Source organism: Streptomyces sp. NPDC002671 (assembly GCF_053592475.1).
In genome coordinates, this window is sequence record NZ_JBSFVU010000008.1 from 160,586 (window position 1) to 174,943 (window position 14,358).

General features: G+C 72.0%; 19 protein-coding genes. 3 read left to right on the forward strand and 16 right to left on the reverse strand.

All coding sequences use genetic code 11. From position 1 onward, the window contains the following. Positions 1-83 precede the first annotated feature (83 nt). The 7 genes from trpA to ACWD35_RS14645 form a co-directional block, all read right to left on the reverse strand. Entirely contained in the window at positions 84-902 is an 819-nt protein-coding gene (gene trpA, locus ACWD35_RS14615; RefSeq protein ID WP_451351557.1) for a tryptophan synthase subunit alpha, read from the reverse strand. Beyond that, positions 899-2,182, reverse strand: coding sequence for a tryptophan synthase subunit beta (trpB, locus tag ACWD35_RS14620; RefSeq protein WP_451351558.1), 1,284 nt, complete (start codon positions 2,180-2,182; stop codon positions 899-901). The genes trpA and trpB overlap by 4 nt, the downstream gene beginning before the upstream one ends. A gap of 202 nt (positions 2,183-2,384) precedes the next feature. Continuing rightward, positions 2,385-2,567 (reverse strand): tryptophan biosynthesis modulator TrpM, encoded by a 183-nt coding sequence (trpM, locus tag ACWD35_RS14625; protein ID WP_451351559.1) that lies wholly within the window; start codon positions 2,565-2,567, stop codon positions 2,385-2,387. A 22-nt stretch (positions 2,568-2,589) separates the two neighbouring features. Continuing rightward, on the reverse strand, positions 2,590-3,399 hold the full coding sequence (gene trpC / locus ACWD35_RS14630) for an indole-3-glycerol phosphate synthase TrpC (RefSeq protein WP_451351560.1): 810 nt from the start codon (positions 3,397-3,399) through the stop codon (positions 2,590-2,592). A 134-nt stretch (positions 3,400-3,533) separates the two neighbouring features. After that, positions 3,534-3,986 carry a DUF2752 domain-containing protein gene (locus ACWD35_RS14635; RefSeq protein WP_451351561.1) on the reverse strand — a complete coding sequence of 151 codons (453 nt, stop codon included), beginning with the start codon at positions 3,984-3,986 and terminating at the stop codon, positions 3,534-3,536. Positions 3,987-4,074: 88 nt separating this feature from the next. Next, positions 4,075-4,332: an HGxxPAAW family protein gene (locus ACWD35_RS14640; protein ID WP_451351562.1), complete on the reverse strand. Its 258-nt coding sequence runs from the start codon at positions 4,330-4,332 to the stop codon at positions 4,075-4,077. A gap of 155 nt (positions 4,333-4,487) precedes the next feature. Further along, on the reverse strand, positions 4,488-5,126 hold the full coding sequence (locus ACWD35_RS14645; RefSeq protein ID WP_451351563.1) for a TIGR02234 family membrane protein: 639 nt from the start codon (positions 5,124-5,126) through the stop codon (positions 4,488-4,490). Between the two features lie 261 nt (positions 5,127-5,387). On the opposite strand from ACWD35_RS14645, the gene ACWD35_RS14650 reads away from it, so the two are divergent. Next, positions 5,388-6,602 (forward strand): S53 family peptidase, encoded by a 1,215-nt coding sequence (locus ACWD35_RS14650; protein ID WP_451351564.1) that lies wholly within the window; start codon positions 5,388-5,390, stop codon positions 6,600-6,602. 3 nt (positions 6,603-6,605) lie between these two features. On the opposite strand, the gene ACWD35_RS14655 is transcribed toward ACWD35_RS14650, so the two are convergent. Then, positions 6,606-8,102 carry an anthranilate synthase component I gene (locus ACWD35_RS14655; protein ID WP_451351565.1) on the reverse strand — a complete coding sequence of 499 codons (1,497 nt, stop codon included), beginning with the start codon at positions 8,100-8,102 and terminating at the stop codon, positions 6,606-6,608. An 11-nt stretch (positions 8,103-8,113) separates the two neighbouring features. After that, entirely contained in the window at positions 8,114-8,515 is a 402-nt protein-coding gene (gene hisI / locus ACWD35_RS14660; protein WP_451351566.1) for a phosphoribosyl-AMP cyclohydrolase, read from the reverse strand. An 83-nt stretch (positions 8,516-8,598) separates the two neighbouring features. Between hisI and ACWD35_RS14665 the strand changes: the two genes are divergently transcribed. Together ACWD35_RS14665 and ACWD35_RS14670 are read left to right on the forward strand one after the other, a co-directional pair. Further along, positions 8,599-9,234 carry a TIGR03085 family metal-binding protein gene (locus tag ACWD35_RS14665; protein WP_451351567.1) on the forward strand — a complete coding sequence of 212 codons (636 nt, stop codon included), beginning with the start codon at positions 8,599-8,601 and terminating at the stop codon, positions 9,232-9,234. Positions 9,235-9,254: 20 nt separating this feature from the next. Further along, on the forward strand, positions 9,255-9,653 hold the full coding sequence (locus ACWD35_RS14670) for a VOC family protein (RefSeq protein ID WP_451351568.1): 399 nt from the start codon (positions 9,255-9,257) through the stop codon (positions 9,651-9,653). Between the two features lie 3 nt (positions 9,654-9,656). On the opposite strand, the gene ACWD35_RS14675 is transcribed toward ACWD35_RS14670, so the two are convergent. The 7 genes from ACWD35_RS14675 to ACWD35_RS14705 all read right to left on the reverse strand — a co-directional run bounded on the left by ACWD35_RS14675 (position 9,657) and on the right by ACWD35_RS14705 (position 14,355). Next, positions 9,657-10,907, reverse strand: a complete 1,251-nt coding sequence (locus tag ACWD35_RS14675) for an MFS transporter (protein WP_451351569.1) — start codon at positions 10,905-10,907, stop codon at positions 9,657-9,659. Between the two features lie 10 nt (positions 10,908-10,917). Beyond that, the gene (locus tag ACWD35_RS14680; protein WP_451351570.1) at positions 10,918-11,508 is read right to left on the reverse strand and encodes an ArsR/SmtB family transcription factor; all 591 of its coding nucleotides are present in this window, start codon (positions 11,506-11,508) and stop codon (positions 10,918-10,920) included. 121 nt (positions 11,509-11,629) lie between these two features. After that, on the reverse strand, positions 11,630-12,400 hold the full coding sequence (gene hisF / locus ACWD35_RS14685; protein WP_451351571.1) for an imidazole glycerol phosphate synthase subunit HisF: 771 nt from the start codon (positions 12,398-12,400) through the stop codon (positions 11,630-11,632). Positions 12,401-12,411: 11 nt separating this feature from the next. Next, entirely contained in the window at positions 12,412-12,807 is a 396-nt protein-coding gene (locus ACWD35_RS14690) for a RidA family protein (protein WP_451351572.1), read from the reverse strand. A gap of 16 nt (positions 12,808-12,823) precedes the next feature. Continuing rightward, positions 12,824-13,546, reverse strand: coding sequence for a bifunctional 1-(5-phosphoribosyl)-5-((5-phosphoribosylamino)methylideneamino)imidazole-4-carboxamide isomerase/phosphoribosylanthranilate isomerase PriA (priA, locus tag ACWD35_RS14695; RefSeq protein WP_451351573.1), 723 nt, complete (start codon positions 13,544-13,546; stop codon positions 12,824-12,826). 3 nt (positions 13,547-13,549) lie between these two features. After that, positions 13,550-14,200: an imidazole glycerol phosphate synthase subunit HisH gene (gene hisH / locus ACWD35_RS14700; RefSeq protein ID WP_451351574.1), complete on the reverse strand. Its 651-nt coding sequence runs from the start codon at positions 14,198-14,200 to the stop codon at positions 13,550-13,552. Continuing rightward, positions 14,191-14,355 carry a hypothetical protein gene (locus ACWD35_RS14705; RefSeq protein ID WP_451351575.1) on the reverse strand — a complete coding sequence of 55 codons (165 nt, stop codon included), beginning with the start codon at positions 14,353-14,355 and terminating at the stop codon, positions 14,191-14,193. Before ACWD35_RS14705 ends, hisH begins: the two co-directional genes overlap by 10 nt. Positions 14,356-14,358: the final 3 nt, after the last annotated feature.

The window sequence follows — 14,358 nt, forward strand, 5'->3', positions numbered from 1 at the left end:
CGAGGTCCACCCGTTCGAGTGACCGAATATTCCGTATATTCCGTTGTGAACGACTACAGACGACTACGGACGGTTGACGGCGATTACGCCTGTCCGCGCACGCCCTTCGCCAGCTCGCCGGCGAGCGTGCGGACGTCCTCCAGGCCGGAGGCGTGGTCCGGGGCGTCCAGCATCCGCTTCACGAACGCCGAGCCGACGATGACGCCGTCCGCGAAGCCGGCGACCTCGGCGGCCTGGGCCGCGTTGGAGACGCCGAGACCGACGCACACCGGCAGCGCGGTGCCGGTGGCCCGGGTGCGCTCCACCAGGTCCTGGGCCTGCGCGCCGACGGATGCGCGGGTGCCGGTGACGCCCATCAGCGAGGCGGCGTAGACGAAGCCGCTGCCCGCCGCGGTGATCTGGGCGAGCCGCTCGTCCTTGCTGCTGGGGGCGACGACGAAGGCGGTCGCGAGGCCGTGCTTCTCGGCGTGCTCCCGCCACAGGGCCGACTCCTGCACCGGCAGGTCGGGCAGGATGCAGCCCGCGCCGCCGGCCTCGGCCAGTTCGGCGGTGAAGCGCTCGACGCCGTAGCGGTCGATGGGGTTCCAGTACGTCATGACGAGCACGGGCTTGCCGGTGGCCTGGTGCGCCTCGCGGACCGTACGCATCACATCGGCGATCTTGACGCCGCCGCGCAGGGCGATGTCGTCGGCGGTCTGGATGACCGGGCCGTCCAGGACCGGGTCGCTGTGCGGCAGGCCGACCTCGACGACGTCGGCTCCGCCGTCGAAGACGGCCTTGATCGCCTCGATGCCGCCGTCCACGGTCGGGAACCCGGCCGGGAGGTAGGCGATGAGCGCGGACCGGCCCTCCGCCTTGGCGGCGGCGAGGGTGTCGGTCAGCAGCTGAATGTTCCCGCTCACTTGGCGTCCCCCTCGATCTCGGCCGTGTCGGCTTCGTTGGCGGCCACCTCGGCGTCGGTGTCGTAGAGGCCGAAGTAGCGGGCGGCGGTGTCCATGTCCTTGTCGCCGCGGCCGGACAGGTTGACCACGATCAGCCCGTCCTTGCCCAGCTCCTTGCCGACCTCCAGGGCGCCGGCCAGGGCGTGGGCGCTCTCGATGGCCGGGATGATGCCCTCGGTGCGGGACAGCAGGCGCAGGGCCTGCATGGCGGCGTCGTCGGTGACGGCGCGGTACTCGGCCCGGCCGCTGTCCTTGAGGTAGGAGTGCTCGGGGCCGATGCCCGGGTAGTCCAGGCCGGCCGAGATGGAGTACGGCTCGGTGATCTGGCCCTCCTCGTCCTGGAGGACGTACGAGCGGGAGCCGTGCAGGATGCCGGGCTCGCCGGCGGTGAGGGTGGCCGCGTGCTCGCCGGTCTCCACGCCGTGTCCGGCCGGCTCGCAGCCGATCAGGCGGACGCCCTCGTCGGGGATGAAGGCGTGGAAGAGGCCGATGGCGTTGGATCCGCCGCCGACGCAGGCGATGGCGGCGTCCGGGAGGCGGCCGGCGCGCTCCAGGAGCTGGCGCCGGGCCTCGACGCCGATGACCCGGTGGAAGTCGCGGACCATGGCGGGGAAGGGGTGCGGGCCGGCGACGGTCCCGAACAGGTAGTGGGTGTGGTCGACGTTCGCGACCCAGTCGCGGAACGCCTCGTTGATGGCGTCCTTGAGGGTCCGGCTGCCGGACTTCACGGCGACGACCTCGGCGCCGAGCATGCGCATGCGGGCCACGTTGAGGGCCTGGCGCTGGGTGTCGATCTCGCCCATGTAGATGGTGCAGTCGAGGCCGAAGAGCGCGCAGGCGGTGGCGGTGGCGACGCCGTGCTGACCGGCGCCGGTCTCGGCGATGACCCGGGTCTTGCCCATTCTCTTGGTGAGCAGGGCCTGGCCGAGGACGTTGTTGATCTTGTGGGAGCCGGTGTGGTTGAGGTCCTCCCGCTTGAGGAACACCCGGGCGCCACCGGCGTGTTCGGCGAACCTCGGCACCTCTGTGAGCGCGCTCGGGCGGCCGGTGTAGTGGACGAGCAGGTCGTCGAGTTCGCGGGCGAACTCGGGGTCGGCCTTCGCCTTGTCGTACTCGACGGCGACCTCGTCCACGGCGGCGACGAGAGCCTCCGGGATGAACTTGCCGCCGAACGCGCCGAAGTAGCCCTCGGCGGTGGGCACCTGGCCGCTGGGGTCAGGAATGAAGAACTGGCTGGGCATACGAATACCTCGCAGGGGCGTCGGCCCCGGGTAGCTGGTCTTGGGGTACGGGTACGCGTGCGCTGCCCTCAGGGTGCACTCTCCAGCCGACCGGGTCGGGTGCTGGGTGGGCAGAGGCCCGGGGGTTCGGGGGGCGGAGCCCCCTGAACCCCCCGTGCAGCAGAGGCACAGGCTCAGCCGGCGTTCACAACGACACGTCGGCTCAGCCAGCGCACGCGACGTCGCGCCATCGCATGCCGTTCACCTGGCCGGGCTCGTCGCCGATCACGTAGCGGACCCGGCGGCCGTGCACACGGCGGGCGGGGGCACGGCAGCCTCGGGGTCGGCAGCCGCGGGCGAGGCGGGCGTAGGGGTCCCGCGTCGCCTGGGTGATCGGAAGCATCATCAGGGCCCAGCTTAGCGGGAGTTCAGCTCCGGCCGTGCCGCAGTGCGGGGTGCTCCCCCGCGGCGACCAGGTCGGCTACCGCGGCCTTCGGGTCGCGTCCGGTGACGAGGGACTCGCCGACCAGGACCGCGTCGGCGCCCGCGTTGGCGTAGGCGATCAGGTCGTGCGGACCGCGGACGCCGGACTCGGCGACCTTGACGATGCCCTCGGGGATCTCGGGGGCGACCCGCTCGAACGTCCCGCGGTCGACCTCCAGTGTCTTCAGGTTGCGCGCGTTGATGCCGATGATCTTGGCGCCCGCGGCCACGGCCCGCTCGGCCTCCTCCTCGTCGTGCACCTCGACGAGGGGGGTGAGGCCGATGGACACGGCACGCTCGATCAGCGACTCCAGGGCCGGCTGGTCCAGCGCGGCCACGATCAGCAGTGCGAGGTCGGCGCCGTACGCCCGGGCCTCCCACAGCTGGTAAGACGTGACGATGAAGTCCTTGCGCAGGACGGGGATGTCCACGCGGGCGCGAACCGCCTCCAGGTCCGCCAGCGAGCCGCCGAAGCGGCGCTGTTCGGTGAGGACGGAGATGACGGCCGCGCCGCCCGCCTCGTAGTCCGCGGCGAGCCCGGCCGGGTCGGCGATCGCGGCCAGCGCGCCCTTGGAGGGGCTGGAGCGCTTGACCTCGCAGATCACCTTGACGCCGTCGCCCTTGAGCGCGGCCACGCCGTCCTTGGCGGCGGGCGCCTTCGCCGCGCGCTCCTTGAGCTCGTCGAGGCTGACACGCGCCTGCCGCTCGGCAAGGTCGGCACGGACTCCGTCGATGATCTCGTCGAGCACACTCACGCGAGCGGCCCCCTTCCAGACGGTGGTTCCTTCAGGTTTTGAAAACCCGTGGTCACTGCGATGGTATCCGCAGGAGGGCGGTGGCCTCTCATCCGGCCGACGGCGGTCCCACTACCTGGACGTTCGCCGGTTGATCAAGGATGCAGCCAGCCACCGAACGGCAGGTTCCGGACAACGGTGAAGACCAGGAACAACGCCCCGGCGGCCCACAACTGCACCGGCCCGAGTTCCCACCGCGACGGCCGGCCACGCACCGCCCTGACCACCCAGACGGTCCACAGCACGGCGAAGAGCGGATAGCCGGCCACGGCCAGCGCGTTGTCGTGCAGCGCGGTGAGGAAGTCCCCGTGGACGAAGGCGTGCGCGCTGCGCATTCCGCCGCAGCCGGGGCAGTACAGGCCGGTGAGCCGGTAGAGAGGGCACACCGGGTAGTGGCCGGGCTCGTCGGGGTCGACGGTGCCGACGTACGCGAAGGCCCCGGCGACGGCCGCGAGCAGCCCGGCCGGGACGGCGAGCCGCGCCCACACAGGGGCCGGCGGGGCGGGGCTGAGCGCGGTGGTACGGCTCTCGGCGTTCACGCCTCGCATTCTGCCCGTCGCAGGCCCCGCACGCGCGCGAGGGGCGGCCCCGCACCCGGAAAGGTGTGGGGCCGCCCCTCGCGGGAAGCTCTGTCGCTCAGCTCTCGGCGGCAGCCGGCTCCGGGGTCGCGACGGGGGTGCGCACGACGGCGTGCGTCTCCTCCTTCGGCATACCCATGCCCATGGCGCTCATGGCGGCGCCCACGATGCCGCCGAGGGCCACGATCGCCAGCCCGGCCCAGAAGCCCAGCGGCTGGGCCATCACCGTGAAGGCGCCCGAGACGCAGAAACCGATGAAGACGATGGTGACACCGGTCCAGGCGGCCGGGGTGTGACCGTGGTTGCTGCCCGCCATGACTTGCTCCTCATTGCTTGTGTGAGTCGTAGCGCGTTTCCGAGCCCGTCCGCCTGTCCGAAGCCGGACGCTCGTCACTCATTGTCCCGTACGCGCGAGCGCCCCGGACGCGGGGGTGGCGTCTGATTCGCCACACCCGCGGCACAGGCCTGCGCTCAGGCCCCGGTCGGGTCCTCTCCGCGGTCCAGGGCCTTCCACATCTCCTCCGGCCGCTCGGGGTCGGCCGGGCGGGCCGTGCGGCGCGGGCGGTCGCCGCCGCGCTCGTAGCGGCCGGACATGGCGGGCCACTGGCTGCCGTAGCGCAGGGCGAGCAGGCCGGCGAGGAGGATCAGGGCGCCGCCGACGGCCGCGACGTACGGCCAGCCGGTGTGGCTGAGCGCGTGGACCGTGGCGGAGCTGTCGCCGGTCGTCCGGGCGGCCTTGTCGTCCAGCGCGGAGCTGTCGGAGGCGCCGACGAGGGCGGCGGCGACGGTGCCGGCGCCGGAGAGCGCGAGCAGCACGGCGACGGCGAGGCGGCCGGCCTTGCGGACGGCGAACACGGCGACGAGCGCGGCGAGGCCCACTATGGCGAGGGCCGCGGGGACGCCTGTGACGTCGCTGCCCTTGGCGGTCAGCGGGAACGCGCCCCCGGCCACCGTCGCGCTGCCCGCCGACCAGCGCTGCCTGGTCGCGAGCAGCGTCACGGCCGCGCCGAGCGCACCGCACAGGAGGGCGAGGGCGAGGCTCCGGCGGCCGGACCGGGCGGGTGCGGCGGCTTCGGAACGGGAGTCAGGTACGGCAGTCACGTACCCCACTATCGCTTGAACCCCGGGCGAACCGTCACCCGGGTTCCGGTCAAGCCATGGTCGCTCCACGTTTTCCTCATGGTGTCCTCCGGTCAGGCTCATGGATTTCTCGGGAAAGGCAAAGGAACGTTCCGGCTTCAACACAGTCCTTGTTGACGTGCCCCCGACATCCGTAGGTTCTGCGCGGCCCTGGCGCGCATCCCGCGCCGGCGGTCGCACCGCGCACCCCCCACATCTCTCCCGGTACACCCCACACGTGGAGGACGTACGTTGCGCAGAACCGTATCCCTCGCCGCCGTGGCCACTCTCGCCACCGCCGCCCTCGCGCTCGCCGCGCCGGTCGGCCAGGCGGCCCAGGCCACCTCCCCGCACAAGGTCACCGTCGCCCGCTCCTGTGCCGCCCCGACGGCCAAGGGCGAGATGGCGTGCAACGCCCTCAAGGTCACCGCGGGCACCCCGATGTCGGCACACGCCGAGAGCGACCTGACGGCCGCCGCCGCGCCCGCCGGCTACGGCCCCGCCTCACTCCAGGCCGCGTACAACCTGCCCTCAGCGACCGGCGGTTCGGGCCAGACCGTGGCGATCGTCGACGCCTATGACGACCCGAGCGCCGAGGCCGACCTCGCCGTCTACCGCTCCCAGTACGGCCTGTCGGCCTGCACCACCGCCAACGGCTGTTTCCAGAAGGTCGACCAGAACGGCGGTACCAAGTACCCGCGCGGCAACTCCGGTTGGGCGGAGGAGATCTCCCTCGACCTCGACATGGTCAGCGCGGCCTGCCCGAACTGCAAGATCCTGCTGGTGGAGGCCAGTTCGGCCACCATGACCAACCTCGGTACGGCCGTGAACACCGCGGTCCGGCTGGGCGCCAAGTTCGTCTCCAACAGCTACGGCGGCGGCGAGTCCACCAGCGACCCGACGTACGACTCCTCGTACTTCAACCACCCGGGCGTCGCCATCACCGTCTCCTCCGGCGACGGCGGCTACGGCGTCGAGTACCCGGCCGCGTCCAAGTACGTGACGGCCGTGGGCGGTACGTCCCTGAAGACCGCGTCCACCACGCGCGGCTGGACCGACACGGTGTGGAGCGGGGCCGGCTCCGGCTGTTCCAAGTACGACGCCAAGCCGACCTGGCAGAAGGACACCGGCTGCGCCAACCGCACCGTCGCGGACGTCTCGGCGGTCGCCGACCCGAACACCGGCGTCGCGGTGTACGACACCTACGGTCAGGGCAGCGGCTGGATGGTCTTCGGCGGCACCAGTGCCTCGTCCCCGCTGATCGCGGCGGTCTACGCGCTGGGCGGCACCCCGTCGGCCGGTTCCTCCCCGGCGTCCTTCCCGTACGCCCACACCACCGCGCTGTTCGACGTGACCAGCGGCTCCAACGGCGCCTGCGGCGGGTCCTATCTGTGCACCGGCACCGCCGGGTACGACGGCCCGAGCGGGCTCGGCGTCCCGAACGGCACCGCCGCGTTCACCGGCTGAACGTCAGCCTGACGTAAGCCTGTTGGCCGTGTGCACCGCGCGGAGGACCGCCGCCGCCTTGTTGCGGCACTCCTGGTCCTCCGCGACCGGGTCGGAGTCGGCGACGATGCCGGCTCCGGCCTGGACGTACGCCGTGCCGTCGCGCAGCAGGGCCGTACGGATGGCGATGGCCGTGTCGGAGTCGCCCGCGAAGTCCAGATAGCCGACGCAGCCGCCGTACAGGCCGCGCCGGGACGGCTCAAGCTCGTCGATGATCTGCATCGCGCGCGGCTTGGGGGCGCCGGAGAGAGTGCCCGCCGGGAAGCACGCGGTGAGCACGTCGAAGGCCGTGCGGCCCTCGGCCACCTTGCCGGTGACCGTGGAGACGATGTGCATCACGTGCGAGTAGCGCTCGATGGACATGAAGTCCACGACCTCCACCGAGCCGGGCTCGCAGACCCGCCCGAGGTCGTTGCGGCCGAGGTCGACCAGCATGAGGTGCTCGGCGCGCTCCTTGGGGTCGGCGAGCAGCTCTTCGCCGAGCGCCTGGTCCTCCTGCGGGGTGGCGCCGCGGTGCCGGGTGCCGGCGATGGGGTGGACCATCGCCCGCCCGTCCTCGACCTTCACCAGGGCCTCCGGGGAGGAGCCGACGACGTCGAACGCACCTCCTTCCCCGTGGGGGAACCGGAACAGGTACATGTACGGGGACGGGTTCGTCGCCCGCAGCACCCGGTAGACGTCGAGCGCGCTCGCCGTGCACGGGGTCTCGAAGCGCTGGGAGGGCACGACCTGGAAGGCCTCGCCCGCGCGGATGCGCTCCTTGACGTCCTCGACGGCCGCCTGGAAGTCGGGGCCGCCCCACCGCGCGGTGTACTCGGGCAGCTCTGAGGGCGGCAGGACGGCCGGGGGCTGGGCGACCGGGCGGGCGAGGTCGGCCTGCATGGCGTCGAGCCGGGCCACGGCGTCGGCGTAGGCCTCGTCCACGCCGGTGTCGAGGTCGTTGTGGTTGATCGCGTTGGCGATCAGCAGGACCGAGCCCTCCCAGTGGTCCATGACGGCGAGGTCGCTGGTGAGGAGCATGGTCAGCTCGGGGAGCTTCAGGTCGTCGCGCTCGCCGGGACCGATCTTCTCCAGGCGGCGGACGATGTCGTAGCCGAGGTAGCCCACCATGCCGCCGGTGAAGGGCGGCATGCCCTCCTGGTGGGGGGTGTGCAGGGTCTGGATCGTCGCGCGGAGGGCGGCGAGCGGGTCGCCGTCGACCGGGACGCCGACCGGCGGGGCGCCGAGCCAGTGGGCCTGGCCGTCCCGCGTGGTCAGCGTGGCGGCCGAGCGCACGCCCACGAACGAGTACCGGGACCAGGAGCGGCCGTTCTCCGCGGACTCCAGCAGGAAGGTGCCGGGGCGTTCGGCGGCGAGCTTGCGGTACAGCGCCACCGGGGTGTCGCCGTCGGCGAGGAGCTTGCGCGTGACCGGGATGACGCGCCGGTCGGTGGCGAGCTTGCGGAAGGTCTCGAGGTCCATGGCGGCTGACCTTACTGATGTGAGCCGGTCGCGCCGGAATCGGCGTCCTTGAGGAGCACGTCCTCGTCGAAGCAGGTGCGCGCGCCCGTGTGGCAGGCGGCGCCCACCTGGTCGACCTTGACCAACAGGGTGTCGGCGTCGCAGTCGAGCGCGACCGACTTCACCCACTGGAAGTGGCCCGAGGTGTCGCCCTTGACCCAGTACTCCTGGCGGCTGCGGGACCAGTAGGTGCAGCGGCCGGTGGTCAGGGTGCGGTGCAGCGCCTCGTCGTCCATCCAGCCGAGCATGAGCACCTCGTTGGTGTCGTACTGCTGGGCGATGGCGGGCAGGAGCCCGTCCTCGCTGCGCTTGAGGCGCGCGGCGATCTCTGGGGCGAGGCTGCTGGGCCGGGGCGTACTGGTCGTACTGGTCATGGGAGCCATTGTGCCGCGCGGCACCGACAGCGACGGGACGGCGTCCGCTGGGCGGACCGTATGCATGGCCGTAGGCTGGCCCCATGTCGACCTTCGCCAAGCGTGAACGGCTCCTGCTCGCCGACCTCTTGGAAACCGCCGGCCCCGACGCGCCGACCCTGTGCGAGGACTGGCGGACCCGGGACCTGGCCGCGCACGTGGTGGTGCGCGAGCGGCGCCCGGACGCGGCCGGGGGCACGCTGATCAAGCCCCTCGCGCCACGCCTGGAGAAGGTGATGGACGAGTACGCCGCGAAGCCGTACGAGGAGCTGATCCAGCTGATCCGTACGGGTCCGCCGCGGTTCTCGCCTTTCGCGCTCAAGCAGATCGACGAGGCGGCCAACATCGTCGAGTTCTACGTCCACACGGAGGACGTGCGCCGGGCGCAGCCGGACTGGGCACCGCGCGAGCTGGACACCGTCTTCCAGGAGGCGCTGTGGTCGCGCCTGGAGCGCATCGCCCGCCTGCTGGGCCGGGGTGTGCCGACGGGCCTGGTCCTGCGCCGCCCGGACGGCCAGACGGCCGTCGCCCACCGGGGCACGCCCGTGGTGACGGCGACGGGCGAGCCGTCGGAGCTGCTCCTGTTCGCCTTCGGCCGGCAGAACGCGGCCAAGGTGGATCTGGAGGGCGACACGGACGCGATCACCCAGTTGCACGAGTCCAGACAACTGGGCTTCTGAGGACCGAGAGGGGCCGAGCCATGATCAAGGTCGCGATGACCAGCGTGTTCGTGAACGACGTGGCCAAGGCGCACGCCTTCTACACGGACGTACTCGGCTTCGAGACCCGCACCCACATGGACCTGGGCGACGGCACGCTGTTCATCACGGTGGGGGCGCCCGAGGGGGCGCAGCCGGACCTCCAGCTGCTGCTGGAGCCCAGCCAGGGCCCCATCGCGGAGCCGTACCGCACGGCCCTCTACGAGGCGGGCATCCCCTGCATCGTCTTCTCCGTGGACGACCTCCAGGCGGAGTACGACCGCCTGCGCGGCCTGGGCGTCCGCTTCACGCATCCGCCGCAGGAGCAGGGGCCGGTGCTCGCGGCGGTCTTCGACGACACGGTCGGCAACCTGGTGCAGCTGACCCAGCCGAGGGCGTGAGGGTCAGCGGGGCAGCTCGGCGCGGCGCAGGGGCCCGGAGCAGAGGCCGTACGCACCGGCCAGGCCGCACAGCGCCGCGCTGACGGCGAACACCGGGCCGGTGCCCCACAGGCCGATCGCGGCGCCGGTCAGCGGGAAGGTCAGCGGCGCGACCCCCAGGCTGAAGAAGCTGGACACGGAGGTGACGCGGCCGACGTAGGCCCGGTCGGAGCGGGCCTGGAGGAGCGCACCGCACAGCACGCCGCTCAGCCCGGAGATCAGGCCGATGGAGAGGGCGACGGCGACGGCCCCCACGACGTTCGGCACGTAGGCCAGCGCACCGATCGCGACGGCACTGGCGACGCCGCACACGGACAGGACGAGCCCCGCGCGCGGGACGCGGCCACGGGCGGTGAGCAGCAGCGAGGCGGCCCCGGCGCCCGTGCCGAACCCGGCGAGCACCCAGCCGACGCCCCCGGCTCCCCAGCCGCGTTCGTCGGCGAGGAGGGTCAGGCCGACGTTGAGCGGGCCGACGAAACCGAGGTCGCTGAGGGCGATGACGACGATCAGCGTGCGCAGGACGCGGTCGCCGCGCAGGTAGCGCAGTCCGTCGGTGAGTTCGCTCCACGCGGTGCCCCGCGCGCGCGTGTCGTCCGCGGGCGCGTCCGCCACGCGTACGGCGACCAGGAGCGGCAGGGAGGCCGCGAACAGCAGCCCGGCCAGGCCGAACGCCGCCGCCGAGCCCCCGAGTGCCACGCCGAGACCGCCGAGCGGGGCCCCGACGACGTTGGCCAGCCGGACCACGAGTCCCCGCATGCCGTGCACCCGGGCGAGCTCTCCACGCCCCGCGATCCGGGACGGCAGCGCCCCCAGCGCGGGCATGAGGACGGCGTCGACCGCCCCGAAGACCAGGGCCAGCGCGGCCAGCGGCCACAGGCCCGGGCGCCCCACGAGCAGCAGCCCGGCGACCGCGAGGACCGCCGCACAGCGCGCGGCGTCGCTGCTGATCAGCACCCTGCGCGGGCCGAACCGGTCGGCGATCACTCCCCCGCCCAGCATCAGCAGGGCCCGCGGCACGGCGCTCAGCGCGGTGACGACACCGGCCTGTGCGGGCGTCCCGGCCTGGACGGCGGCCCAGGACAGGGCGAGGTAGTAGACGTTGTCGCCGACGGCCGACGAGGCGTACGCGCCGAGCCAGCGCAGGACGTTGGGGTCGCGGTGGGCGACGCGCTCCGCGGTGGCGGTGCACGCGGAGCCGGTCGTACTCGTGGCCACGGTGGTCCTCTCAGGTCCGGAACGGGAACGCGTACGTGTGCACCGCGACGTTCTCGCGGCCCTCGGTGTCACCGGCGGTGTCGGCGGCCCGGCCCTGCTCGTCGTACTTGCGGACGACGGCGAGCAACTCCTTGTTCAGCTCGGCCAGTTCGGCCGATGTCAGCCGCAGCACCGCCTCGGAGGACACCGCGGCGGCGTTCCACTCCTCGCCCCAGTGGGCGCGCTCGTCGAGGAAGCGCCGGTACATGTCGGCCCGCTGCTCGAAGAACAGCCGGCTGGCGGCGGTGTGCGCGGCGGCCTTCTCGGGAGCGTCCCGGAAGTCCTGGTCGCGGATGCTCACGCCGTCGGAGGCCGGCTGCCACCAGCGCTCCCGACCGTCCTCGCTCTGCGGCTCGGCCTCCTCGATCAGTCCGTGCTCGGCGAGCTTGCGCAGGTGGTAGCTGACCAGCGACACGGCCTCGTCGACCTGGTCGGCGAGCTGTGAGGCGGTCGCGACCCGGGCGATGGTCAGGCCCCGGTACAGCCTCATCCGCAGCGGATGAGCGAGCGCCTTGAGCGTGCCCAGATCGGTGATCCGGCGGTCTCTCTCCTTGCCTGCCATGTACCCACCGTAGATACGAAAGAAAAATTGCACAACAGATTTTGCGCAACTTATCTTTCACATCAGCCCAAGCAAAGGCCCCGGCCGCCCGAAGGCACCGGGGCCAAAGCTCAGCGCAGCGTCATCGGACCGGGTGACCGGCCTCCCGCAGCACCTGCTTGACTTCGCCGATCCGCAGGTCGCCGAAGTGGAAGACCGACGCCGCCAGCACCGCGTCCGCGCCCGCGTCGATCGCCGGCGGGAAGTGCGCCAGCTTGCCGGCGCCGCCCGAGGCGATCACGGGGATCGTCACGTGCTTGCGGACGGCCGCGATCATCTCCAGGTCGTAGCCGTCCTTCGTGCCGTCCGCGTCCATGGAGTTGAGCAGGATCTCACCGGCGCCCAGCTCCGCCGCCCGGTGCGCCCACTCGACCGCGTCGATGCCGGTGCCGCGACGGCCGCCGTGCGTGGTGACCTCGAAGGACCCAGACGAGCCGTTGCGGGAAGGGGTACGGCGGGCGTCCACCGACAGGACCAGCACCTGCCGGCCGAAGCGCTCCGCGATCTCGCGGATCAGGTCGGGGCGGGCGATCGCGGCGGTGTTCACGCCCACCTTGTCGGCGCCCGCCCGCAGCAGCTTGTTCACGTCCTCGGCCGTGCGGACGCCGCCGCCGACCGTCAGCGGGATGAACACCTGCTCGGCGGTGCGGCGCACCACGTCGTACGTCGTCTCCCGGTCGCCCGAGGACGCGGTGATGTCCAGGAACGTCAGCTCGTCGGCGCCCTCGGCGTCGTACACCTTGGCCATCTCGACGGGGTCGCCCGCGTCGCGCAGGTTCTGGAAGTTGACGCCCTTGACCACCCGGCCGTTGTCCACGTCCAGGCAGGGGATGACTCGAACCGCCAGGGTCATGAAGCCGGCTCCTAATGTCCTCTGAATGCTTCTACTTCTACTTCCACCAGGATGCGCGGGTCGACGAAGCCCTCCACGACCAGCAGGGTCGTGACCGGGCGCACGGAGTCGAAGATCTCCTTGTGGGCCCGGCCGACGGCGTCCACGTCCCGCACATGGCTCAGGTACATCCTGGTGCGGAGCACCGACTCGGGACCGAGCCCGAACTCGGCGATCGCCTCCAGCGCGCTGGTGAAGGCCACCTTGGCCTGCTCGTACGGATCGCCCTCCCCGTACAGCACGCGGCCCCTGAAGGACGTCGTACCGCCCACCAGCACGCGGTCGCCCGCCGCCACGGCGCGCGCGAAACCGAAGGACTCTTCCCAGGGACTCGCGCTCTGCACGCGCCGCACGGCATCGGACGTCATGACACTGTGTCCATTTTCAAGACGTAGCCTCCAGGGCCTCTTCCAGGGTGAACGCCTTCGCGTACAGGGCCTTGCCGACGATGGAGCCCTCGACACCGAGGGGTACCAGCCCGGCGATGGCGCGGAGGTCGTCCAGGGACGACACGCCGCCGGAAGCCACGACCGGGCGGTCCGTCGCGGCGCAGACGTTCTTCAGCAGCTCCAGGTTCGGGCCCTGGAGGGTGCCGTCCTTGGCGATGTCGGTGACGACGTAGCGGGCGCAGCCCTCCTTGTTGAGGCGCTCCAGCGTCTCGTAGAGGTCGCCGCCGTCGCGGGTCCAGCCGCGCCCGCGCAGGGTCGTGCCGCGCACGTCCAGGCCGACGGCGATCTTGTCGCCGTGCTCGGCGATGACCTTGGCGACCCACTCGGGGGTCTCCAGGGCGGCGGTGCCGAGGTTGACCCGGGTGCAGCCGGTGGCGAGGGCGGCGGCGAGCGTGTCGTCGTCGCGGATGCCGCCGGACAGCTCCACCTTGATGTCCATCGCCCTGGTGACCTCGGCGATCAGGGCGCGGTTGTCACCGGTGCCGAACGCGGCGTCCAGGTCGACCAGGTGCAGCCACTCGGCGCCGGACCGCTGCCAGGCGAGGGCGGCCTCCAGCGGGGAGCCGTAGGAGGTCTCGGTCCCGGACTCGCCGTGCACGAGGCGGACGGCCTGGCCGTCGCGGACGTCGACGGCGGGGAGGAGTTCGAGCTTGGCCATGGTCTACAGGGTTCCGATCCAGTTGGTGAGGAGCTGGGCGCCGGCGTCGCCGGACTTCTCGGGGTGGAACTGGGTGGCCCACAGGGCGCCGTTCTCCACGGCGGCCACGAAGGGCTTGCCGTGCGTCGACCAGGTGACCTTGGGGGCCTCGATCACCGGGTTGTTCGTCTCCAGGGTCCAGTCGTGGACGGCGTAGGAGTGCACGAAGTAGAACCGGGCGTCCCGGTCCAGGCCGGCGAACAGCTCCGAGTCGAGCGGGGCGTCGACGGTGTTCCAGCCCATGTGGGGGACGACGTCGGCCTGGAGCGGCGCGACCGTGCCGGGCCACTCGTCCAGGCCGTCGGCCTCCACGCCGTGCTCGATGCCGCGCGCGAACAGGATCTGCATGCCGACGCAGATGCCCATCACGGGGCGCCCGCCGGACAGCCGGCGGTCCACGACCCAGTCGCCGCGGGCCGCGCGCAGGCCCTGCATGCAGGCGGCGAACGCGCCGACGCCCGGCACCAGCAGGCCGTCGGCGTTCATGGCCTTGTCGAAGTCGCGCGTGATCTCGACCTCGGCTCCCACGCGCGCGAGGGCGCGCTCGGCGGAGCGGACGTTGCCGAAGCCGTAGTCGAAGACGACGACCTTCTTGCTACCGGTGCTCAATTCCACACCTCCAGCCGCATGACGCCCGCGACCAGGCACATCGCCGCACCGAAGGACAGCAGCACGATGAGGCTGCGGGGCATCTTCTGCTTGACGAAGGAGATGATTCCGCCGACGAGGACGAGCCCGACGAAGATCAGGACGGTGGACAGACCGTTCATGGC